Annotated in this window: 24 protein-coding genes; 13 read left to right on the top strand and 11 right to left on the bottom strand. The window is 66.7% G+C overall.

Features of this window, described 5'->3' with window-relative positions:
* Positions 1–4: 4 nt before the first annotated feature.
* A complete protein-coding gene (gene lysE, locus K3G64_RS07880) occupies positions 5–604 on the bottom strand; it encodes an L-lysine exporter (RefSeq protein WP_238890186.1) in 600 nt (199 codons plus the stop codon).
* Between the two features lie 209 nt (positions 605–813).
* Here lysE and K3G64_RS07875 point away from each other — a divergent pair, with 209 nt between their 5' ends.
* Positions 814–1,398, top strand: coding sequence for a hypothetical protein (locus K3G64_RS07875; RefSeq protein WP_238890185.1), 585 nt, complete (start codon positions 814–816; stop codon positions 1,396–1,398).
* Between the two features lie 44 nt (positions 1,399–1,442).
* On the opposite strand, the gene K3G64_RS07870 is transcribed toward K3G64_RS07875, so the two are convergent.
* Positions 1,443–1,781 carry a hypothetical protein gene (locus K3G64_RS07870; protein ID WP_238890184.1) on the bottom strand — a complete coding sequence of 113 codons (339 nt, stop codon included), beginning with the start codon at positions 1,779–1,781 and terminating at the stop codon, positions 1,443–1,445.
* Between the two features lie 100 nt (positions 1,782–1,881).
* On the opposite strand from K3G64_RS07870, the gene K3G64_RS07865 reads away from it, so the two are divergent.
* Entirely contained in the window at positions 1,882–2,310 is a 429-nt protein-coding gene (locus K3G64_RS07865; RefSeq protein ID WP_238890183.1) for a lipoprotein LpqH, read from the top strand.
* Positions 2,311–2,386: 76 nt separating this feature from the next.
* Entirely contained in the window at positions 2,387–2,896 is a 510-nt protein-coding gene (locus K3G64_RS07860) for a MarR family winged helix-turn-helix transcriptional regulator (RefSeq protein WP_238890182.1), read from the top strand.
* On the opposite strand, the gene K3G64_RS07855 is transcribed toward K3G64_RS07860, so the two are convergent.
* Together K3G64_RS07855 and K3G64_RS07850 are read right to left on the bottom strand one after the other, a co-directional pair.
* A complete protein-coding gene (locus K3G64_RS07855) occupies positions 2,897–3,988 on the bottom strand; it encodes an AI-2E family transporter (RefSeq protein ID WP_238890181.1) in 1,092 nt (363 codons plus the stop codon). It lies immediately after the preceding gene.
* 17 nt (positions 3,989–4,005) lie between these two features.
* Positions 4,006–4,431 carry a DUF7144 family membrane protein gene (locus K3G64_RS07850; protein WP_238890179.1) on the bottom strand — a complete coding sequence of 142 codons (426 nt, stop codon included), beginning with the start codon at positions 4,429–4,431 and terminating at the stop codon, positions 4,006–4,008.
* A 186-nt stretch (positions 4,432–4,617) separates the two neighbouring features.
* Here K3G64_RS07850 and K3G64_RS07845 point away from each other — a divergent pair, with 186 nt between their 5' ends.
* The 7 genes from K3G64_RS07845 (at position 4,618) to K3G64_RS07815 (ending at position 10,369) form a co-directional block, all read left to right on the top strand.
* Entirely contained in the window at positions 4,618–5,490 is an 873-nt protein-coding gene (locus tag K3G64_RS07845) for a sigma-70 family RNA polymerase sigma factor (RefSeq protein WP_238890177.1), read from the top strand.
* 24 nt (positions 5,491–5,514) lie between these two features.
* Positions 5,515–6,048, top strand: coding sequence for a DUF421 domain-containing protein (locus tag K3G64_RS07840; protein ID WP_238890175.1), 534 nt, complete (start codon positions 5,515–5,517; stop codon positions 6,046–6,048).
* A 42-nt stretch (positions 6,049–6,090) separates the two neighbouring features.
* Positions 6,091–6,498 carry a DUF1622 domain-containing protein gene (locus tag K3G64_RS07835; RefSeq protein WP_238890173.1) on the top strand — a complete coding sequence of 136 codons (408 nt, stop codon included), beginning with the start codon at positions 6,091–6,093 and terminating at the stop codon, positions 6,496–6,498.
* A gap of 1 nt (position 6,499) precedes the next feature.
* Positions 6,500–6,766 (top strand): hypothetical protein, encoded by a 267-nt coding sequence (locus K3G64_RS07830; RefSeq protein ID WP_238890172.1) that lies wholly within the window; start codon positions 6,500–6,502, stop codon positions 6,764–6,766.
* A gap of 21 nt (positions 6,767–6,787) precedes the next feature.
* Positions 6,788–7,672: a LysR family transcriptional regulator ArgP gene (locus K3G64_RS07825; protein ID WP_238950497.1), complete on the top strand. Its 885-nt coding sequence runs from the start codon at positions 6,788–6,790 to the stop codon at positions 7,670–7,672.
* 126 nt (positions 7,673–7,798) lie between these two features.
* Positions 7,799–9,025, top strand: a complete 1,227-nt coding sequence (locus K3G64_RS07820) for a serine/threonine-protein kinase (protein ID WP_238950494.1) — start codon at positions 7,799–7,801, stop codon at positions 9,023–9,025.
* Positions 9,026–9,133: 108 nt separating this feature from the next.
* On the top strand, positions 9,134–10,369 hold the full coding sequence (locus tag K3G64_RS07815) for a TetR/AcrR family transcriptional regulator (RefSeq protein ID WP_238890170.1): 1,236 nt from the start codon (positions 9,134–9,136) through the stop codon (positions 10,367–10,369).
* Between the two features lie 51 nt (positions 10,370–10,420).
* Here K3G64_RS07815 and K3G64_RS25650 read toward each other — a convergent pair whose 3' ends face one another.
* From K3G64_RS25650 to K3G64_RS07790, 5 genes are all read right to left on the bottom strand, one after another.
* The gene (locus K3G64_RS25650; protein WP_370647122.1) at positions 10,421–10,807 is read right to left on the bottom strand and encodes a hypothetical protein; all 387 of its coding nucleotides are present in this window, start codon (positions 10,805–10,807) and stop codon (positions 10,421–10,423) included.
* Positions 10,808–11,079: 272 nt separating this feature from the next.
* Entirely contained in the window at positions 11,080–12,240 is a 1,161-nt protein-coding gene (locus tag K3G64_RS07805) for an NDMA-dependent alcohol dehydrogenase (protein ID WP_238890169.1), read from the bottom strand.
* Positions 12,237–13,688, bottom strand: coding sequence for an aldehyde dehydrogenase family protein (locus K3G64_RS07800; protein ID WP_238950492.1), 1,452 nt, complete (start codon positions 13,686–13,688; stop codon positions 12,237–12,239). Before K3G64_RS07800 ends, K3G64_RS07805 begins: the two co-directional genes overlap by 4 nt.
* A 28-nt stretch (positions 13,689–13,716) precedes the next feature.
* Positions 13,717–14,505, bottom strand: a complete 789-nt coding sequence (locus K3G64_RS07795) for an SDR family oxidoreductase (RefSeq protein ID WP_238890168.1) — start codon at positions 14,503–14,505, stop codon at positions 13,717–13,719.
* Positions 14,506–14,593: 88 nt separating this feature from the next.
* The gene (locus tag K3G64_RS07790; RefSeq protein WP_238890167.1) at positions 14,594–15,226 is read right to left on the bottom strand and encodes a TetR/AcrR family transcriptional regulator; all 633 of its coding nucleotides are present in this window, start codon (positions 15,224–15,226) and stop codon (positions 14,594–14,596) included.
* A gap of 39 nt (positions 15,227–15,265) precedes the next feature.
* Here K3G64_RS07790 and K3G64_RS07785 point away from each other — a divergent pair, with 39 nt between their 5' ends.
* The gene (locus tag K3G64_RS07785) at positions 15,266–16,417 is read left to right on the top strand and encodes an ABC transporter substrate-binding protein (RefSeq protein ID WP_238890166.1); all 1,152 of its coding nucleotides are present in this window, start codon (positions 15,266–15,268) and stop codon (positions 16,415–16,417) included.
* Between the two features lie 55 nt (positions 16,418–16,472).
* Here K3G64_RS07785 and K3G64_RS07780 read toward each other — a convergent pair whose 3' ends face one another.
* Positions 16,473–17,570, bottom strand: coding sequence for an NAD(P)H-dependent amine dehydrogenase family protein (locus K3G64_RS07780; protein ID WP_238890165.1), 1,098 nt, complete (start codon positions 17,568–17,570; stop codon positions 16,473–16,475).
* 125 nt (positions 17,571–17,695) lie between these two features.
* Here K3G64_RS07780 and K3G64_RS07775 point away from each other — a divergent pair, with 125 nt between their 5' ends.
* Positions 17,696–18,934, top strand: coding sequence for a cytochrome P450 (locus K3G64_RS07775; RefSeq protein WP_238890164.1), 1,239 nt, complete (start codon positions 17,696–17,698; stop codon positions 18,932–18,934).
* Positions 18,935–18,946: 12 nt separating this feature from the next.
* Positions 18,947–19,990: an NAD(P)H-dependent amine dehydrogenase family protein gene (locus tag K3G64_RS07770; RefSeq protein WP_238890163.1), complete on the top strand. Its 1,044-nt coding sequence runs from the start codon at positions 18,947–18,949 to the stop codon at positions 19,988–19,990.
* On the opposite strand, the gene K3G64_RS07765 is transcribed toward K3G64_RS07770, so the two are convergent.
* Entirely contained in the window at positions 19,991–21,019 is a 1,029-nt protein-coding gene (locus tag K3G64_RS07765; protein ID WP_238950490.1) for an NAD(P)H-dependent amine dehydrogenase family protein, read from the bottom strand. It abuts the gene before it with no gap.
* Positions 21,020–21,036: the final 17 nt, after the last annotated feature.

Genomic DNA, 21,036 nt, shown 5'->3' with positions numbered 1-21,036 from the left:
TGTGTCAGGTCAGTAGCAGGGACACAGCCAGTACGACCATCGTCACGGCGATCAGCCCGTCGAGTACCCGCCACGTCGTCGGCGTGGCCAACACCCGCGCGAGCCGGCGCGCGCCGAGGCCGAGGCTGAAGAACCAGACCGCGCTCGCGATGATCGCACCGACGCCGAACAGCCAGCGCCCGTCGCGGTGCTCGTTGGCCAGCGCGCCGAGCAAGACGACGGTGTCGAGATAGACGTGCGGATTGAGCCATGTCAGCGCTAGGCAGGTGAGCAACACCTCGAGAAGGCGTGCCGATCCGTGCCGTGCCGGGACGAGCGCCGTCGGTTGCCACGCACGTCGTGCGGCCAGCGCTCCGTAACCGACGAGGAAGGCGGCGCCGCCCAGTTTCACCGCGGTCAACGCGCTCGGGTGCGCGCCGATGAGGGCGCCGAATCCTGCGATGCCCGCCGCGATCAGCACCACGTCCGAAACCGTGCACACCGCGGCCACCGCGAGCACATGCTCACCGCGGACACCCTGGCGCAGCACGAACGCGTTCTGGGCGCCGATCGCAGCGATCAACGTCAGCGAAGCCAGGAAGCCGACGACCAGGGGTGAAGCCATGTCGTCGAAGGTAGGCACCCGACCGACACCAGTACAGCTAAATAATCTCACTACAGATTAGTTCTGCTAATGGCAAGGCGCATACCGCCGACGCGGGTTCCGGCCTGCGTGAATCACTCGGCGACATCGTGGGCACGCCTGGGGTAGTGGCGCAGGTACGTCTCATCGGCCGAACCCACGTCGCAGTCAACCGAGCAGGAGGGTGGCATATGCACTCCACCTACGAAACGACTCCACGCGCCCTGCGCACATCCGCCGATGTGCTGCGGGCAACGGTGCTGGGAACGGTGCCGATCGCCCTGTTCTCGGATAGCGCCGAGGGCGCCGTGCGACTTCTGGTGGTGTTCCTTGCCCTGCTGATCCCGCGGATCGCGCGCCTCCCCGAACCCGTCGACTTCGCGGTGTGTGTGGCGCTTTCGTTGGCCACGTTCGCCTCGGTGTTCAACTGGTACCGAGATGTCATGTGGTTGGACTGGATGGTGCACGCCGTCACGACCGGCACCCTTGCCCTCACCGTCTTCGTCCTGCTGCTACGCGCAGCGTGGACGCCCGAGGGCCACCAGTTCTCCGGCGCTGCGGTCGTCGTCCAGGTCGCCTTCCTCGGGGCCACTCTCGGCGTGGTCTGGGAACTCTACGAGTTGTCGGTCGGGACGTTCACCGCCGTACGGATCGCTGTCGGATACGGCGACACCATCGCCGACCTCGCCATGGGCGTGCTGGGGTCGATCCTCGCGGGTGTGGCGTTGGCCGCTGCCCTACGCGACCCGCATCGGACGACGGTCGGGCGACGCTGACCGGGAACGAGGTGTACCGGTCACCGGCCGGTCGACACTCGCCTTCAGGCGGCACGCTGCCGTGACCGCGACAGCGCCGCGACCCCGGCTCCCACCACGAGAACGAACACGCCGCTCGCGAGCACGGTGATGGCCAGAATGCGTCGGTCCTCCAACTGCATTCGGCACAGCTCGGTGTAGTTGATGTCGACGATGACTCCCCCGGGGACCGGTATGTTGGCGGCGTTGCCGTCATCGAGGGCCCGCGCATCCGACAGGTCAGGGGAGACCGCAGTCCCACAGTCGACGGTTCGCAGTTCGGGTGAGACCGACACCGGTGCGAACAGTCCTATCGCGCCGGCGATCAGCATGACGACACCGACGAACACGGCAATCAATCGCATGCGCACTTCGTACCCTCTGCGGCGTCGGTCATACCTGTAATGGCGGGCCGCAGCGGCGCGAACCCGGTATCACGCAGGGCCGCCGTGGGTACCTTCCCGCATGAGCAGCAACAGACTGGTTCCCGCGCTCGCCGCCGCCGGTGCGGCGGTGCTCGTCGTGTCGGGATGCTCGAGCGGCTACAAGGCGATCGGCACCCATACCGCCGTGGTGCAGATCAACGGAGTCGAAGTCGGTGAGCCACTCCCGGTTCGGTGTGAACAGGTCAGGTGGGACTGGCGCATCGAAACACTGGAAGAGACGCCGGGCTTCACCGCGCTCGTACAGACGGGGGACACGGTCGTCGCGCGGGGCGTCATGCTCGAGCGACTGGGCGGCTTCACCGGAAGCTACTGGGACGGCACGGTCGGAAGCGCCGATGCCGAGGTCACGAATCGCACCTTCCGTGTCACCGGTACCGCCAAGGGCTACTACCTTCGTGACCCCTCCGATACCACCACGGCGGAGTTCGTCATTCGTACCGACTGTTGACGACCGAAGCGAACCAACCCGACGCGCCGAGGGGAGTGAGTTGCGTTGACCGACAACGACGGTGAAGATTACGGGCATGGCCGCGCCGCAGAAGACCCGCAGGAGTGACAACGGGCTGATGACCGACCAGGTGGACGCGGTGTTGCGCGCCTCGCGCGCGCTGGTCGGTATTGCCGCCACATCGCTGGCCGCCGTCGAAGATGTGGTGACGGTTCCGCAATGGCGGGTGCTGGTGCTGGTGCACACCCGCGGGCCCATGAATCTGGCATCGGTGGCGGCCGAGTTGGACGTCAATCCCTCCAACGCCAGCAGAACCTGTGATCGGTTGACTCGAGCGGGGTTGCTGAACCGGCGGGAGGCCGAATTCGACCGCCGCAACGTCACCTTGACCCTGACCGCAGCCGGCCGACGTCTGGTGCAGAAGGTGACGCGCCAGCGCCGCACCGCAATCGAGAAGGTGTTGGCCACCATGCCGGTCGGTGACCGGGACAGGTTGGCCGATGCCTTGGAGGTGTTCGCCGCGGCCGCCGGAGAGAAGCCCGACGGGGGCAGGGTGGTGGCCGCGCTCTGGCCGCCGCCGCGCTGACTAGGGTTCCGCGGCCGCACCGGCGGGCGTCTGGGCGGACTGTGCCGCGGCCAGGGCTCGCACCGCGCGGTCGGTGAAGGCCAGCGCCGGCACCGCAAGCAGCACCCCGGCCACACCCGCGACGACCGCACCGGCAGTCAACGCGACGAGCACGGCCAGCGGATGCAACCGCACTGCTTTGCCCATGATGAGGGGCTGCAGGACGTTGCCCTCCAATTGCTGAACGGCTAGCACCAGCGCCAGCGTGAGCAGCGCGAACACCCAGCCCTTGGCCAGGAACGCCACCACCACGGCCAGAAATCCGGTCACCACCGCGCCGACGAAGGGAATGAAGGCGCCTAGGAACACCAGCGATGCGAGGGGCAGCGCCAGTGGGATCCCCAAGATGACCAGCCCCACCCCGATGCCGACCGCATCGACGAACGCGACCACGAAGGTGGCGCGGATGAAGCTCGTCAGGGCGGTGAAGCCGGCTACACCGCCATCCCGGACCCGGTCCCGCACCGATGCGGGTAACACGGTGGTGATCGAGCGGTAGATGTGCCGTCCGCCGTGGAGAAAACTGACAAGCGCGAAGATCGCGATGAAGACGCCGCCCACGAACTGCGTGGTCGCGCTGGCCGTGGACAGCACACCGGAGGTCAGGCGCGCCTGCTGGTCCTGAAGCGCAGTGATCGCGGAGTTGACGAAGCTGTCGATCTGGCGCTCGCTGAGTTCCAACGGTCCGTCTGTCAGCCAGCGTCTCAGGGAATCGATGCTGACGGTGATCTGCTCGAACAACTCCGGTAAGCCGTCGATCATTCTGGTGCCCACGAAGGCCAACAGGCCGCCGAGAGCACCTAAACCGCCGAGCAGAACGAGAGTGACGGCCAGACCGCGTGGCACCTTGTGCCTGTTGAGAGCGTCGACGGCCGGAAGGAACAGCGCACTCAAGATCAGCGCCACCGCGAGGGGCACCACGATCAGGTTGAAGCGCTTGAGCAGCCAGACCAGCACCACCGCAGCCAGCAGGAATAGCAGCAGCCGCCAGATCCAGGCGGCCGCCCTCTGCACGCCGACGGGAACCAGACCGTCGTCTGACCTCGTCGACATCTACGGGCCTGCGTCGTTCAATCCGCCGACGGCTGCGCCGCCGGGGTGTCCCACGTGACGATGGCGAAGATGATCACCACGTTGAGGGCGATCACCACGACGGACCACACCGGGTAGTACGGCAGCCAGAGAAAGAACAGGACCATCGAGGCCAGCGACACGCTGATCGCTGCGACACGCGCCCACAGCCAACGGAACATCACGGCCAGGCCCACCAACGCCATCGCCACCCCGAGTCCGATGTGAATCCAGCCCCAGATCTCGACGTTCAGCCGGAACACCCACGCCGGCTCGATCACGATCAGCTCGTTGATGAACATGGCGGAAACGCCCAGCAACGCCGTCATGAAAGCGCTGGCGAGCAGCAGCCCGCCGGATGCGAAGGAGGCGACAGCGCCGAGCTGCTCTCGCCGCAGGTCCTTCGAGCGGTCTGTCATCGTCATCACCACCTCTTGTCTCGAGCCTTAGTTCCCTGCATTCGGGCGTTCATACATGCCGGTGATCGGCATGATCGATGTTGGCGACGTGGCATTTATTGCGGTTTGGCAACGATTGCAACCCGATCGCGTCGGTCTCTCGGGGACCGGGTAGGCCCCGAGCAGGACCGATCCCCGACCGAGGAGACCACCATGACCGTCGCGCTCAGTCGCCCGCAGCCACCCGGCCCAGTGACTGCCCAGGCAGCCGACCGGCCCGCGGCTCCACCGCCTGAGCACGAACCGGTGGAAACCGTCGCCTCCGAGCGGATCGACATCGACGAGCTCTTCCGCCGGATGGCGGACAGCTCAGACGACGTCGAGCGACAACGCTGGCGCCGCCGCATCATCACCGCGTGCATGCCGATCGCCGACCGCATCGCCTGGCGGTTCGTCGGCCGCGGCGAACCTCCCGAAGACCTGCTGCAGGTCGCCCGCATCGGCTTGATCCACACCGTCGACCGTTTCGACCCGAACCGGGGGCACTTCCTGTCGTTGGCGGTGCCGACGATCCGGGGCGAGCTCAAGCGGTACTTCCGCGACAACACCTGGACCGTGCGGGTGCCGCGCCGGATGCAGGAGACGCAGATGCGCCTGCGAGACGCTGTGAACACCCTGTCGCAACGACTGTGCCGCGCGCCCACCAACGACGAACTCGCCCGAGAACTCGACGTGAGCCCCGAGGAACTCGCCGAATCGCAGAACGCCAACTGGGCGTATCAGCCGCTGTCCCTCGATTCCCCCGTGGGCGCGGCGGAGTCGACGACCAATGACACCCTGGGCTCGTTACAGGGTTGCGACGATCCGCGCCTCGGCCATGTCGAGGATCTGATGGTGGTCCACGACGCGCTGGCCGAACTCGACCCGCGGCGGCGCGCGGTCGTTGGCATGATCTTCTTCGACTGCCTCACCCAGCGCGAGGTGGCTCAGAGGCTCAATGTGTCCCAGGTGCAGATCTCCCGATTGCTCAACGACACCCTGTGCCGCATCCGGCAGCGGGTCTGCAGCGAACTACCGGCCGCCTGACTCGACCGACCAGGGGGAGTTCTCATGTGGTTCGACGACTGGACCGGCATCCTGCGCGTGGTGCTCGCCGGCGTCACCGCATATGTCGCGGTGGTTGTCCTGCTGCGTGTCTTCGGCAAGCGAACACTGGCCAAGCTCACCGCCTTCGACTTGGTGGTGACGGTCGCGGTCGGCTCCACCCTGGCCACCATCTTCCTCAGCTCCGATGTGGCGATCGCCGAAGGCGTGACGGCACTGGCGCTGCTCGCAGTACTGCAGACCGGTGTTGCGCTGATCGCCTCTCGACTGAAGAGGGGTCGCTCGATCGTGACCTCGTGCCCCACCCTGCTGCTCACGCACGGCCGCTTCCTCACCGACGAGATGCGCAAGGCGCGGATCAATCCGGCCGACATCCGCCAAGCGGCACGGTCCTCGGGGCAGGGAGATCTAAACGCCATCGCGGCCGTCGTACTGGAGTCGGACGGATCGCTGAGCGTCATCAGCGAGGACGACCTGGGTGATCATTCCGCGTTGGCAGAAGTCGAGAACCGCTCGGAGCTCACGCGACGGGCTCGGTGATGCGGCGCTCGGAAGTGCCACACAGGTGAAAAGCTCTAGGGCATGCGGACACAGCTGCTGGCCCTGGAGATCCTGCCGGAGTCGACGCTGCGGACAGTCGTCGACTCGATGGTGCGATTGGTGGAGGCTGCGGGTGCGGTCATCATCTTCATCGGTGCCCTGATCGCGGTCGGTCGCTTCACCGTCTCGATGCTGCGACGCGACGCCGGCCAGTTCTCCTCGGTTCGGTTGACGTTGGGGCGATTCCTGGCGCTGGGGCTCGAGTTTCAACTCGCTGCCGACATCTTGCGCACGGCCATCTCGCCCTCGTTCGACCAGATCGGCAAGCTCGCGGCCATCGCGGCCATCCGGACCGCGCTGAACTTCTTCCTGGCGAAAGAGATCGCCACGGAACAGGAGGCGCTGCGAAGACGGTCCAGCTCGGCCACGGACGAACCGACGTCCTCCTGACATGGCCTGGGCTGTCGATCTGTCGTGGCTGGTGGCGGCTTGCGCGCTCGTCTTGTCCGCGGCTGTGCTGGTCATCTTCCGAAGGCTTGGTCCTGCATTGCACGTCCTGCTCGACCTCCTGCTCGCGGCCGGACTGCTTCGTCTCAGCGCCGACGCGTCCTGGGACGTCATCGCCGTCGCGGCCGTCGTCATCGCGCTGCGCAGGGTGCTGGCCGCTACGTTGCTCGGCAGAACCGCAGAACCCGTGTCGGCTAAACAGAACGGCTAAGGATTTCGTCTCGGCATTAGCATCGTTGAGGTGCAAATCGACGGCCAACAGCTCGCGGCGTTCGCGGCGGTGATCGAACACGGAACATTCGACGCCGCGGCGGCGACGCTGCACGTCACACCCTCTGCGGTCAGCCAGCGCATCAAGGCCCTCGAACAGCGGGTGGGCCAGGTGCTGGTGGTGCGGGAGAAGCCGTGTTCGGCGACACCGGCCGGAGCGCCGTTGTTGCGGCTGGCGGCCCAGACGCTGATGCTGGAGTCCGAGGCACTGGCCGAGATGGGCGGCGGCAACGTCGACACGCCGAGAATAGCGTTGGCGGTCAACGCCGACTCGATGGCCACCTGGTTCACCGCGGTATTCGCCGAGCTGGGCGATGTTCGCTTCGACATCCGCATCGAGGACCAGGACCACTCCGCACGGCTGTTGCGCGAGGGCGTGGTGATGGGTGCGGTGACCACCGAGCGCAGCGCGGTGTCGGGCTGCGTGGTGCGACCCCTCGGCGTGATGCGGTACGTGCCGGTGGCCAATCCGCGGTACGTGCGACGGTATCTTCCGGACGGCTTCACCGCCGCGGCAGCGGGGCGGGCGCCGTCGCTGGCCTGGAATCGCGATGACGCCTTGCAGGATATGTTGGTGCGCAAGGTTTTCCGACGTCACATCGCCAGGCCGCAGCATTTCGTCCCGACCGCGGAGGGCTTCGGCGCCGCGGTGCGCGCCGGGCTGGGGTGGGGGATGTACCCGGAGGCGCTGGCCGCCGACCTGCTGGCGGACGGCTCCTTCGTCAGGATCTCGCGGGCCCATCTCGAGGTTCCGCTGTTCTGGCAATGCTGGAAGGTCCACAGTCCGATGGTCACCGCCGTCACCGACGCGGTCGGGTCGGCCGCCGCGGCGCTGCGGCCGCGCTAGCTGGATGCGCGTGGTCCACTGGTTCACCGCTTGAAGCGGCGTTTCACGGGAGTGGCTGGTGTGGTTGATGTGCTGTGATGGACTGTCGGAGGTTTACTGTCGACGTGCAGGGGGCAGTTCATGACCATGTCCAGCCGCGAAATGCTGTTGGGCCGCTATGAGTTGAGGGGAGTCCTCGGTTGTGGCGGGATGGCCGAGGTGCGCGACGGATGGGACACCCGCCTCAACCGTGCTGTTGCCGTCAAGCTGTTACACCCTGCGCTCAGCGCCCAGCCCGACATCCGCCGCCGCTTCGAGGACGAAGCTCGCTCTGCGGCGGCGTTGAGCCATCCGAACATCGTCAGCGTCTACGACTGCGGTGACGACGACGGCAGGCCCTTCATCATCATGGAACGGCTGCCGGGGGACACGCTGCACGACCGCATCGCGACCGGGCCGGTGCCGCCGAATCAGGTGCGGGCAGCCCTTGCCGACGTGCTCGCCGCGCTGAGCGTCGCGCACGGCGCCGAGGTACTGCACCGCGACATCAAACCGGGCAACATCCTGGTCGCCGGCGACGGCACCACGATGAAGGTCGCCGACTTCGGCATCGCCAAGACGGCGGGAGCGGCCCACACGATGACCGGCCAGATCATCGGGACGATGGCCTACATGAGCCCCGAGCGCATCTCGGGTGCCCCGGCTTCGGTCGCCGACGACCTGTACGCCGTCGGAGTCATCGGCTACGAGGCACTGACCGGTCGGCGGGCGTATCCGCAGGACAATCCTGCGACACTGGCGCGCGCGATCATCGATGCCCCGCCCCCGTCGCTGGCCGCCGTGCGTCCGGATCTCGATCCGGCGCTGGTCGGCGTGATCGACCGCGCGATGGCACGGGACCCCCGGCAGCGGTTCGGTTCCGCCGAGCAGATGCGCGCCGCGCTGGGCGGGAGCCGTAGCGCACTCTTTGCAGGCGCGGCCCAGACGGCCGGGGCGCGTCCGATGACCAAGATTCTCGACGAGCCGGTGCCGGTCGGCGCACCGGGCACCTTCGTCGCCCCCGGTGCGGCGTACTTCGTCCCCAACCGCCGGCGCCGCCGACTCACCCGCAACCAGAAGTTCCTCGCCGCAGCCGGTGTCTTCGTCGCGTTGACGGTGGGTGTGTTGGCACTGGCAACCGACCCCTCGTCCACCACCCAGGTCACCGAGCCGGTCAGCACCAGCAGCCCGGCGGCCACCCCGCCGCCCCCTCCGCCGCCCCCTCCTCCGCAACCGGCGTACACCCCGGTGTTCGAGGACGGCGATGACGACGGCAAGAAGGGCAATGGCGGTCGCGGCAACGGTAATGGCAACGGCAACAAGAAGCGCGATTAGCCGTTGCTGCGCCCGGCGTCGGGAAGCTGATCGACGACCCGTCGGCCTCGCATCGCCGGCTCCGGTGATGCCTCTCGCCCCGCCGGTGGGTGGCGCTAGGGTGGCCACATGTCGAGCACCGCGGGTGTTGGTGCGGATGCCCGCAGGAGGCCCAAGGACCGCAAACAACAGATAGCCAGGGCGTCGGCGGAGGCGTTCAGCGAACTCGGCTACCACGCGGTCAGCATGGAGGACATCGCCTCTCGCGTCGGGGTCACCGCCGCATCGCTCTATCGGCACTACGCGGGCAAGTACGAGCTGTTCCGCGCCGCCGTGCTCGGTCTCGGCGAGCAGTTGGTGTCCTGCACCGACTTCGTAGACGACGACCCATCCACACCGGCCGAGCAGTTGTGGGACAGCATCGTCGACGCCCTCATCCAGACCACCCTGCGCAACCGGTCCAGCGGTGGGCTGTACCGGTGGGAGGGCCGCTACCTGCAAGCGGCCGACCAGGCACAGCTCAACGAGCAGATCAAGCTGGTCAACCGCCGGCTACAACGCCCGCTTTCCGAACTGCGACCCGGCCTGGCGAGCCGGGAGCGGTGGACGCTGTCGTCGGCGGTGCTCAGCGTGATCGGCAGCATCACCGATCACCGCGCCAAGCTGCCGACCGATGATGTGCGAATGCTGTTGGCCCGCATGGCGCGCGACATCCGCGCCGCCGAACTGCCCGGGGAGGCGGTCGATTCCACGCCGCTGCCCGCGTTGCCGATCGGTGCCGCCGGTGACTACGAGAAGATCCTGCACTCGGCCATGGTGCTGTTCAACGAGCGCGGATACCGCGAGACCGGGATGGACGACATCGCCGCGGCGACCGGCTTGCCGTTGTCGAGTATCTACCGGTTCTTCGGCGGCAAGAGCGCGATCCTCGCTTCGGTGTACCGGCGCGCGGCTGATCGGGTGTCGGGTGATCTCGCGCTGATCCTTGCGACGACCGGTGATCACCGCGAAGTGGTGGGGCGCCTGATCGACGCGTACATCTGGCGGTCCTTCGTCGACCCGCAGCTTGCGTACGTCTACTACGCGGAGCGGGTCAACGTGCCCGCCGAGGATCAGGTGGCGCTGCACAACATTCAGCGCGCAACGGTCGAAGCCTGGGTGCAGCAGGTGGTCGGTGCGCGTCCGCAGATGCCTGCGGCGCAGGCGCGGTTCGCGGTGCACGCCGCCTTCGGCCTCGTTGTCGACCTCGGCCGCCTGGCCCGGTACGAGAACAGCGAGTCGTCGCGGCTGATCGTCGGTCGACTGCTGAGAGTCATTCTGCTTGGCCCGGATTCGGCTCACCGATCCGGCGCCGGTCCCGGCTGACCCATCGGACACCATTGGGTTCGCTGCGCGTCGCCTTGTGGCCGCGGCGGGTCAGCCGATCTCCGTCTCCCCGGACGCGTCGGCCGGCGACGAGGACCGACTCGCGGCTGTGACCGGCGAGAGGGTGGTCAGGTGGTCGAGCAGCCCGGTCATCTCCAGAACCCGGTCCAGGTGCGGCGGACGGTGGTCGAGGCGCAGGTTGCGCAGGGCAGGCTGCTCGGCCAGCAGCCGCGACGCGGCTGGAACGCCGCGGGCCGCGAGGATATCGGCCGTCCAGCCGATGAAGCCGGTGAACAGTTCGGCATCGTCGATGTAGAGGGCGGTAGCCAGGAAGTCGACGATGTGGGCGGTGTCCTCGACGGTGCGCTGGCGCTGGACGTCGGTGTGGGACCGCATCGCCGGGAAGCGGTCCTCGAGCTCGTCGACGGTCGCCTTCACCAGCAGACTCCGGCTCGATCCACGACCAGGACGGGATGGGGAACCGAAGTCCATGTCGCGTCAAGATCCGCCTCGACGCCCATGCGAGCCTCCTCATGATTTCGGCATCCTCGAAAATGCGCCGACCGCGCTTCTTCAGCCGAACTCGCGAGAGGAACTTGCTGCCACTACTCCGCAGAAGCCCGCGGCTCACAAAGTAGGAGGCAAAACCGAGATGTGACGGCTCTGCTGTGCGGTCACCGGGCGGCAGTCCGGCAGTCCGGCGGACCGGCTCAGAAGGCGATGAGACCCCTGATGTTCCTGCCTGCCCGAAGATCGTTCATCGCGTCGTTGATGTCGTCGAGCTTGTACTTCTGGGTGACCAGCTCGTCGAGCTTGAGCGTGCCCGCTTCGTACATCGACAACAGCCGGGGCATCGCCTCCCGGGGGTTCATCTCGCCGTAGAGCACACCCTTGAGCGTCTTACACGAGCTGACCATGTCGGGCAGGATCAGCGGGACCATCATGTCGGTGATCTTCGCCATCCCCGTCAGCACGCACGTTCCGCCCTTACGGAGCAGCATCATCCCGAGCATGATCAGATCGGGCGGCACGACACCGGGCGTCAGCACCACTCTGTCGGCCATCACGCCCCAGGTGATTTCCGAGACCAGTTCGAGTGCAGCGCCCGCGTCGGTCGTGGTGTGGGTGGCGCCGAATGTCGGCGCGATCTCCCGCTTGAACTCGTTCGGATCGACCGCGACGATGTGCTTGGCGCCCGCGGCCTTGGCGCCCTGGACGGCGTTCATGCCGATGCCGCCCACACCGATCACCACGACGGTGTCGCCCACCTGGGTGCCCGCGGCGACCGAACCGGATCCGAACCCGGTTGTCACACCGCAGGACACCAGCGATGCGGCCTCCAACGGGATCCAGTCGTGGATCTTCACCAGCGATCGTTCGGAGGCGACGACGTACTCGGAGAACGTGCCGACCTGCATCATCGCCATCAGGTCCTCGTCGCCGAGATGCCGCCGGCGGGTGCCGTCGGTGGTCATGGCCTTGTCGTAGATGTACGCCCCGACATCGCACAGGTAGGTGTGCCCGGTGACGCACCACCGGCAGTTGCCGCACGCGGGGAAGAATGAAACCGCCACGTGATCACCGGGTTTGAGTGTCTTGACCTCGGGCCCGACCCGTTCCACGACCCCGGAACCTTCGTGACCGCCGAGCATCGGAAACCACTCCGGTACGGGCCGACCGGCGGCCCGCATCATCTCCTCCATCTCGGGACTCGGCACGCTGTCACCGGTGTAGAAGTGCTCGTCGCTGTGGCAGATCCCCGCGTAGGCCATCTTGACCAGCACCTCACCGGCGCGAGGCGGGTCCAACTCGACGTCGGTGACTTCCCAGTCGACGCCGACTCCCTTGAGTACCGCTGCTCGTGACTTCATGACGCGGGCCAGCCGACGGTCTTGGTCTCGGTGAAGATCTCGAGTCCCTCGATGCCGCACTGTCGCCCGATGCCTGACTGTTTGTAACCGCCGAAGGGGGCGTCGGCGCCGTACCAGAGGCCGCCGTTGATGCCGAGCGTCCCGGTCCGGATCCGGCTCGCCACCGACTTGGCGCGATCGAGATCCTTGGCGAACACCACCCCGGACAGGCCGTATATCGAGTCGTTGGCGATGCGCACCGCGTCGTCGTCGTCATCGAAACCGATGACCGACAGCACCGGACCGAAGATCTCCTCCTGGGCGATCGTCATCCGGTTGTCGACGTCGGCGAAAACCGTTGGCTCGACGAAGAATCCCTTCGGGAGGTGGCTGGGAATGCTGCCGCCGGTCACCAGCCGAGCACCTTCGGCCTTGCCCTTCTCGATGTAGCCCATGACGCGGTCCTGCTGCCGTTTGGACACCTGCGGGCCCTGCAGCACCGACGGGTCGGTGGGGTCGCCGTACTTGTTCTTCTCCATCGCGACCTTGACGATCTCGACCGCCTCGGCGTAGCGGGAGTTCGGAACCAGAAGCCGGGTCGGCATCGCGCAGCCCTGCCCGGCGTGCATCGAGATGAACGCGCTGCCGCCGATGCTTGCGCTGATGTCGCCGTCGTCGTCGAGCACGAGATAAACCGACTTTCCGCCGAGTTCGAGGAACGTCGGTTTGACGGTGTCGGCGGCCGATCTCATGATGCGCCGCCCGGTCGCCGTCGATCCGGTGAACGCCACCATGTCGACCAGAGGAGAGGTCGAGAGCACCTCGCCGACGAGGTGATCCGAGGAGGTGACGATGTTGATCACGCCCGGCGGGATGTCGGTCTGCTCGGCGATGATCCGGCCGATGCGGGTGGCGTTCCACGGGGTGTCGGGCGCGGGCTTGAGCACCAGCGTGTTGCCCATGGCGAGGATGGGACCGATCTTGTTGAGGATGATCTCGAGCGGGAAGTTCCACGGCGTGATGACGCCGACGACGCCGACGGGTTCCTTCCACACTTCCCGCGCGGCGGGGGTCCCCATGCCGAATGCATCCTTGTCGGGAAGCGAACGCTTCCAGCGAAATTCGCTGATCATGTCGGCCGGCCAGCTCAGCGCTTCCTTGAGCGGCACGTCGAGCTGCGGTCCGAAGGTACTCAGGAGCGGACAGCCGACTTCAGCGATCAACTCGGCACGCAGCTCCTCACGCTCGGCTTCCAGAGCCGCCTGTAGCTGACGTAGCCCAGCAGCGCGCGCCTCACCGTCGCGCGACCAGTCGGTGTTGTCGAAGGCGTGGCGCGCAGCCGCCACCGCCCGCTCCATGTCGGCGCGGGTGCCGTCCGCTGTGCCACCGAGCACTTCTTCGGTTGCGGGGTTGATGTTGTCGAACTGGCGGCCGGTCTCGGCCTCGACGAGCTTGCCGTCGATCAGCATGCGTGATTCGTGTGTCACCGGTCTTCCTTCACCACTGTCGGAGTTCTTTGACCGCGTCCGCCGGTCGGGGCGCGAGGGTCAGGTAGGGGATGAAACTACTGTTGCCGCAGGCGAGTACCGAATGGACGACACCGACGAGATGATCGGCGTCCACCAGGCCGCCCTGCATGTAGCCATGGTCCATCCAGTACCTGATCGCGGTGTCCAGCGCGTTCGGGTCCCAGCTCTTGTTGAACTCGGTCTGCGAGTCGCCGGTGCCGCCGAAGCTGTCGCCGATGGCGAGGCGGGTGAACGCGATGTTGGGATGTTCGATGCGCCAGGCCTCGACGAGCTTGTCCAGTGCGGCCTTGGTGACGGCGTAGGCGCCGAGCATCGGCCACGGCGTGGAGTAGGAGGCGCTCAACGAGGACAGGTAGATCGCGGCGCCCGACGTCGCGGCCAGGTGCGGTGCGGCAGCCGCGGTGACCAGCGAGGCGCCGGTGACATTGGTGGCGAACAGTTGCGCCCACTGCTCGCCGGTGACGTCCGTCAGCGGCGCGAGTATGCCCATCCCGGTGGTGTAGACCAGGGCGTCGAGTCCGCCGAGGCGTTCGGCGACTTCGGCCATGGCCCCTCGGCAGCCGGCGCCGTCGGTGGCGTCGCACGCCACGGCGACGGCGCCGTTGCCGGCCTCCTCGGCGGCGGCCACCAACCGGTCATAACGCCGGGCGAGGAAGGCCACCCGGGCTCCTCGCTGAGCCAGGCCGACACCGATACAACGTCCCAGCCCGGCCGATGCCCCGACGACAGCGACACGAAGGGCGGGTGAATCGGACATCGGTCTCCCATCGAGCTGACAGTGGAAGTGAGGCTAGCAGATTGCGAGATTACTCATTTGCATCATCGGAAACAGACATTCTCAACCGCTAGCGTCGCAGCACTTTGCGAGGCTCGACGGCGAAGCTGAGTAGGAGGCGGTCGAGCACCGAGGCTGCTCGAGCCCGGGCCTTGGCCGGCTGCGCCGCGTGGGCGACCAGCAGCGCCGCTTCCTCCACCGCGGCGACGACCAGATGCGTCAGCTCGCCGACGGGATGGTCGTCGATGATGCCTTCGGCGATGGCTTCGGCGACCATCTCGTTGATGAGCGCAATGCTGTTGCCTTCTTGAATCGAGCGCAGCGTCCGCCAGCCCAGCACCACCGGCCCGTCCAGCAGCATGACGCGTTGCACCTCGGGTTCGAGCGCGGACTGCAGAAATCCCTGCAGGCCCGCCGAGAGTCGCTGCCAGGGGTCCGACCCCGGCGGTGGCGAGGCCAGCGATCGTAGCGTCAGGTCGTGCTCGACCTCTTCGAAAACGGCGCGGAACAGTTCGGCTTTGTCCTTGAAGTGGTGATAGAACGCGCCGCGGGTGCCGACACCCGAGGTCGCTACGAGTTCTCCGATGCTGGTGTCGAAGTAGCCCTTCTGGACGAACAGCTTTCGGCCGGCGTCGATGAGGTTGCGTCGCGTCTGGTCACCTCGGGCCCGCCGCTCGACATCGGTGCCACCTCGCCTCGCCATCCGCCCATGGTAGCAACATTCATGTTGTATGTTGCGGGTATGGCTGACGAAGAGATTCGCGCGTTCGGGTCGGTCGCTCCGCTGAAAGTGGGGCTGCTGAACGACTATCCGACCAAGGGCGACACCGACAACGACACCGTCGCGGCCTTGCAGCTGGTAATCGACGAGGCGGTGGAGTCGGGGCTGATCGACCGCCCGGTGCAGCTGGTGCAACGCAACGTGGTCGGCTTGCCGAACGGAACATACGCCGCGGTCGAGAGGGCGTTCGACGAACTCGTCGCCGACGGGTGCCTGGTCATCTTCGGACCCTGGATCTCGGACAACGTGGTGCCGCTGCGACCACACGTCGATGCCACTGCTCGAACACCGATCATCACGCTGTCGGGTTCGGAAGGCGCATTGGGGGAGTGGTGCTTCGCGCTGAACAACGGTTCGATGGCCGAGGAGCCGGTGATGCTGGCCGCGGTGATGATCGGCGACGGGCGATCCGATATCGCAATTGCCTACGAGGCGTCGCTGATCGGCAAGGAGTACTTGGCCGGTGCGGAAAAAGCCTACGCAGCTGCGGGTTTGAATGTTCTGACCGCGGTGGCGATACCGCAGGTGGAAGCCGATAAGGCCGACGCCGTGGCGGCGCTGCGCGCGGTTGACCCCGACGCGGTGGTGCACGTCGGGTTCGGGCACGGGCTCTGGGGCTTCTCCGACGCCCTGCTGGCCGCGGGCTGGGAGCCGCCGCGCTACACGACGACCGCGTTCGAGATGGCGCATATCAATGCCGAGTGGATGCGGCACCTGCGCGGCTGGGTCGGACTGGACAGCTACGACGAGCGCAACCAGGTCGGGCAGGCGTTCCTGGACCGGTTCGAGGCCCGCTACGGTCGTCGTCCGGGACATTCGATGCCCGGCCTCGCACACGATGCCGCCACGGTGATCGTGCGCGGGTTGTCGGCGGCGCGGCCACTGACCGGGGACGGTGTCAGGCACGGCATCGAGCAGGTGAAGCTCATTCCGTCGGCCAGCGGTGCGCCGGGAACCTTCCTGCGCTTCGGCCGCTGCATCCGCCAGGGCTGGCTGGGTTCGGACTATCTCGTCGCCCGCCGCGTGTTGCCCGACGGTAGCGCCCACGTCTTTCACGCGGCCCCCAGCGAGCACATCGCGGAAGCGGTGGGCGCGCTGGCTAGCCGAGACTGAGCTGTTGCAGGCACAACCCGCGAAATCATCTGCACAAATTCAGTTTCGGCGCCGGCTAGGCGAGTTTGATCGCCCCGAACACCGGCGCGGTGACGATTCCGGGGGGCTGCGCCAGCACATAGGGAATCGCGCGGACGGCGCCCATGGCGATCATCAGGTGTCCCGGTTGCGCGTGTTGCCCGCGGGGCAGGGCGCCGTCCCACGCGGGGTCTTTCCCGCCGTCCCACCCCACGTCGAGTTGCAACTCGAAGCTCGGGACACCCTTGATGACGGCGCGGATCAACGGCGCCTTCTCGCCGCGCGCGAGCGGTTTGAGGCCCCACTGCGGCAGGTCGCGGGTCAGCACCCATTCCTCGTGGATGGCCAACAGCGGTCGGCCCGACCAGTGGCCGACCCACGAGAAGCGTTGTCCGACGACGGTTCCCGCTTCGATGGTGCCCGCCCGGACCTCGATGTCGTGCGGCAGCGTCGTGGCGTCGACGGACACATCGATGTGTGACAACGTGACGCCGAGGACGTCGGCCGTGGCGTTGAGTGCCTGGCGGTAGGCCATGTCGAGCTTCTTGATGATTGGGGAGTCGACCGACACGTCCTCCGGTGGGCGACCCATGCCCATCAGGTCGATCAGCATCGGCCTGCTGTCGACGGCTGAGACATCGGTGGCTTCGAAGAGGTCGATGCGATCGATGGTCTTGCTCAGGCCGGTCACCGTGGCGACCAGGCGCTCGAACATGAAGCCGGGGTTCTCGCCGGCCGCATGGAAGCGCGATCCGCCCGCGGCGCATGCCTGCCGAAACGCCGCCTCCGTTTCGGGGCCATACGTGGGCAGATGGTTGTACGAGGTGGTGGTGATGACGTTGATCCCGGCAGACAGCAGGGTGCAGATGTCCTCGGCGTTGGTCTCGACGGCGTGGGCCTTGCTTGCGGCGTGGATGACGACGTCCGGACTGGCGGCGACGATCGCGGCTTTGTCCGAGGTGGCGGGCACTCCGGTGGTGGCAGGGAGGCCGCATAGTGCGCCCGCGTCACGGCCGGCCTTGGCGGGGTCGTAGACCAGCACGCCGACCAGTTGAAAACCGGGATTCTCGATGAGCTCGGCCAGCGCGGCCCGCCCCACGGCGCCGGTTGCCCACTGTGCGACCTTGGTAGTCAATCCAGCACTCCTGATTGCGGTTTCAGTTCACGCCGGTTGCGTGACCGACCCAACCTACATCATGTATGTTTGCAACCACCAGTGTGTATGTTGTGCGGGGCGAGGCAACAGTGAGGAGCCGTCAGGTGTCTGAGCCGGCGACCGTCGCGGATCTCGAGCAGAGCATTCGGGACGCCCAGGAGAGGTTCAACGCGGGGATGGGTGCCGACGGCGACGCGTCGCCGTACCCGATGCTGCGGGAGTTGCGGGCGGAGGCCCCGGTCCACGCCGGCTGGCCCGAGATGGGGATGATCGGCAACTCCGGCGACGGCGCGCCCACCTTCACCGCTTACACATTCGACACCGTCAAGGCGATCTTCACCGACAACATCACCTTCAGCACTCGCTGTTACGAGGACGTCGTGCGGCCGTTGCAGGGCCCGACGATTCTGGAGATGCAGGAGCCCGAGCACGCCGTATACCGCAAGTTGCACGAGTTCGCGTTCGCCAGATCCTCGATGAAGCGCTGGGACGCCGAACTGGTCGGTCCGCTCGTGCAGCGCACCATCGAGAAGCTCAAGGACGCAAAGCGCGCCGACCTCGTCGATGCCGTGTTCATGCCGATCCCAGTTCGGGTGATCGCGGCGCTGCTTGGTCTTCCGGACTCTGACGTGTTGTGGTTCCATCGACTGGCCATCGACATGCTGGGCTTCAGGGCGGATATGGAGACGGCGATGAAAGCGTCGGCCGATATGAAGGAGTACTTCGTCGGCATCCTCGCCGAGAAGCGCAGGCAGCCCACGGATGACATGGTGTCGATCCTGGCGAGCTCCGAGATCAACGGCGTCAAGATGTCCGACGAGCAGATCTACGGGTTCATGCGAAACCTGTTGCCTGCCGGCGCAGAGACGACGTCACGCTCGACCGCCAGCCTGGCGTTTGCGTTGTTGACACATCGCGATCAACTCGACGCGGTGCGCACCGACCGCAGCCTGTTGCCACAGGCCATCGAGGAAGGCATCCGGTGGGAGACCCCGCTGCTGAACTTCATGCGTGAGGTCACCCGCGACACCGAGATCGGCGGCGTGCAGGTGCCGGCGGGTGCCACGATGATGCTGTCGCTCGGCAGCGCGAACCACGACGAGACGCGCTGGGATCACCCCGAGGAGTTCGATATCTTCCGGGAGCGCAAGCCGCACATCGGTTTTGCGCACGGTGCGCATGTGTGCCTTGGCATGCATCTCGCCCGGCTCGAGAGCATGAAGATCTTCAACGCGCTGTTCGACGAGTTGCCGGGGTTGCGGCTCGACCCAGATGCGCCGCCGCCCTACGTCAGCGGAACGATGTTCCGGTCACCGCCACGGCTCGACGTGGTGTGGGACTGAGCGAGGTTTGCGATGACGCGCGTGATCCAGTGGGCCACCGGTGTCACCGGGATGATGTCGCTGCGCCATGTGATCGACAGGCCGGATCTGGAACTCGTCGGAGTCCGGGTGTACGACCCGGCGAAGGCGGGCGTCGACGCGGGCACGCTGTGCGGGACGGCCGATACCGGTGTCATCACCAGTGCAGACCGCGAGGCGGTCATCAATACCGATGCCGACGTCGTGCTCTACATGGGCAAGGTCGAGACCGACACCCCCGGCTGCTTCGCCGACGTCTGCGATCTGCTGGCCTCGGGTAAGGACGTCGTGGCCACCGGTAGCCGGTTCATCCACCCGCGGTCGTTACATGAGTCGTTGGCCGAGGGCATCGAGAACGCCTGTCGCACCGGGCATTCGTCCTTCCTCGGCCTCGGACTGTATCCGGGCTTCTTCGCCGAGTCGCTGGTTCCCGTCCTGTCGCGACTCACCCAACGCGCCGATCGGATCAACGTGCGCGAAGTGCTCGACTACTCCACCTATGCCAGTCATGATCTGATCTTCAATGCGATGGGATTCGGGCACCATCCCGATGACACCACGCCGCTGCTCACCAACACCGACTATGCGGCGAGCGCGTGGATCGGCAGCGCCACCGTGCTCGCCCAGTCGCTGGGCCTGCACATCAGATCGGTCGAGGGGTTCCGGGAAGTCGAGACGACACCTCGGCCCTTGACGGTGGCGGCCGGGCAGATCCCCGCCGGGACGGTCGGGGCGATGCGGTTCGGCGTCGAGGTCGACTGCGGTGCGACCACCGTGTCGGTCGAGCATCTCACCCGGATGGCCGACGACCTCGCGCCGGACTGGCCGTCGGAGATCGGTTATGAGATCTCCGTCGAGGGCCAGCCCAATCTGCGGCTGCACCTGACGATCGGCTCGCACGGCCAGGACCACTCCGAACAGGGCTGTCTGGCCACCGCCATGCACGCGATCAATGCGATCCCGACGGTGGTCGCCGCCGAGCCCGGACTGTACGACCTGTCCAGCATCGCGCCGTTCGTCGCGCACTGGGCCAGGTGATCAGCGAACGTGGAAGTTGCCGAAGCCGGTGTAGCTGCGGATCAGCGGGAGGTCCGCCATCGTCGCGAAGCCGGCGGGTGCGGCGCAGACGGCGGGAATGGCGTTGACGACCTGCATGGCGACCGTGATCAGGCCGGCCCGGACATGCTCCTCGATGGTCGCCTCCCGCGAGAAGCTGGCCAGGGGAAAGAAGTGCGTGCGCATCGACGGATCACCCTCGATGGTCAGCGTCCAGCCGTCCAGCGGCGTGGGCCAGTGGTCGGGGTACTCACCGCCGACGGTCCAGAGCGTCTCGAACTCGATCAAGGACTCACCGTTGCGATGTGCGACGAACCTCCAGCGCTGCCCCGCCGTGGTGCCCTGTCGCACCACATGGTCGAAGACGTGGAGATCCTTGGTTGCCGGAACGGTCTCCAGGGTGACCGAGACGTCGTCGATGTCGGCGTTCAGGGTGTCCGAGAGGAACCAGGTCTGCTCGACGAACAGCTTGGTCAGAAACCTGAGGTAGTCGTTGGCTGTGGGTGACACCGCGTCGGTGGGACGGCCGAACCACATGCCGTCGAAGGTGATCTCGGTGCTCTCCCACAGGGTCCAGTCGGCTCTCTCCTGCAAGGTGAGCTGACTGATCGTGCGGCTCATCCCGGACAGCGCCAGGGGCAGCACACCGGACAGGTTGCCCGGATTGAGCCCGCTGCCGTGGATCGTGCTGTTGCCCTTCTCGCATGCGGCGAGCAGTTTCTCGCGGTCGGCCTCGGGTATGCGTCGCGGGTGGAACAGGAATGACGGCGTCGCCACGTTCTTACCGCTCGCCAGCAGCGCGCAGACGTCGTCGAGATCGGTGAACGACGGCGCGTACAGCACGAGATCGGCGTCGAGGGCGAGGATTGCCGCGACGTCGGTGGTGGCGGTGACGCCGATGGGCGCCCTGTCGACCAGCGTCCCGATATCCACACCGTTCTTGGCGTCGGAGTACACGCGCGCGCCGACCAATTCGAGATCGGGCCGACGATCGAGGATCGTGGTGATCATCTCGGTGCCGACGGCGC

Origin of the sequence: Mycobacterium sp. IDR2000157661, assembly GCF_022317005.1 — a bacterium.
In the GTDB taxonomy this organism is placed as follows: domain Bacteria; phylum Actinomycetota; class Actinomycetes; order Mycobacteriales; family Mycobacteriaceae; genus Mycobacterium.
The sequence above is the reverse complement of the archived record's forward strand: the minus strand, read 5'-3'. Positions and strand labels throughout refer to the sequence as shown.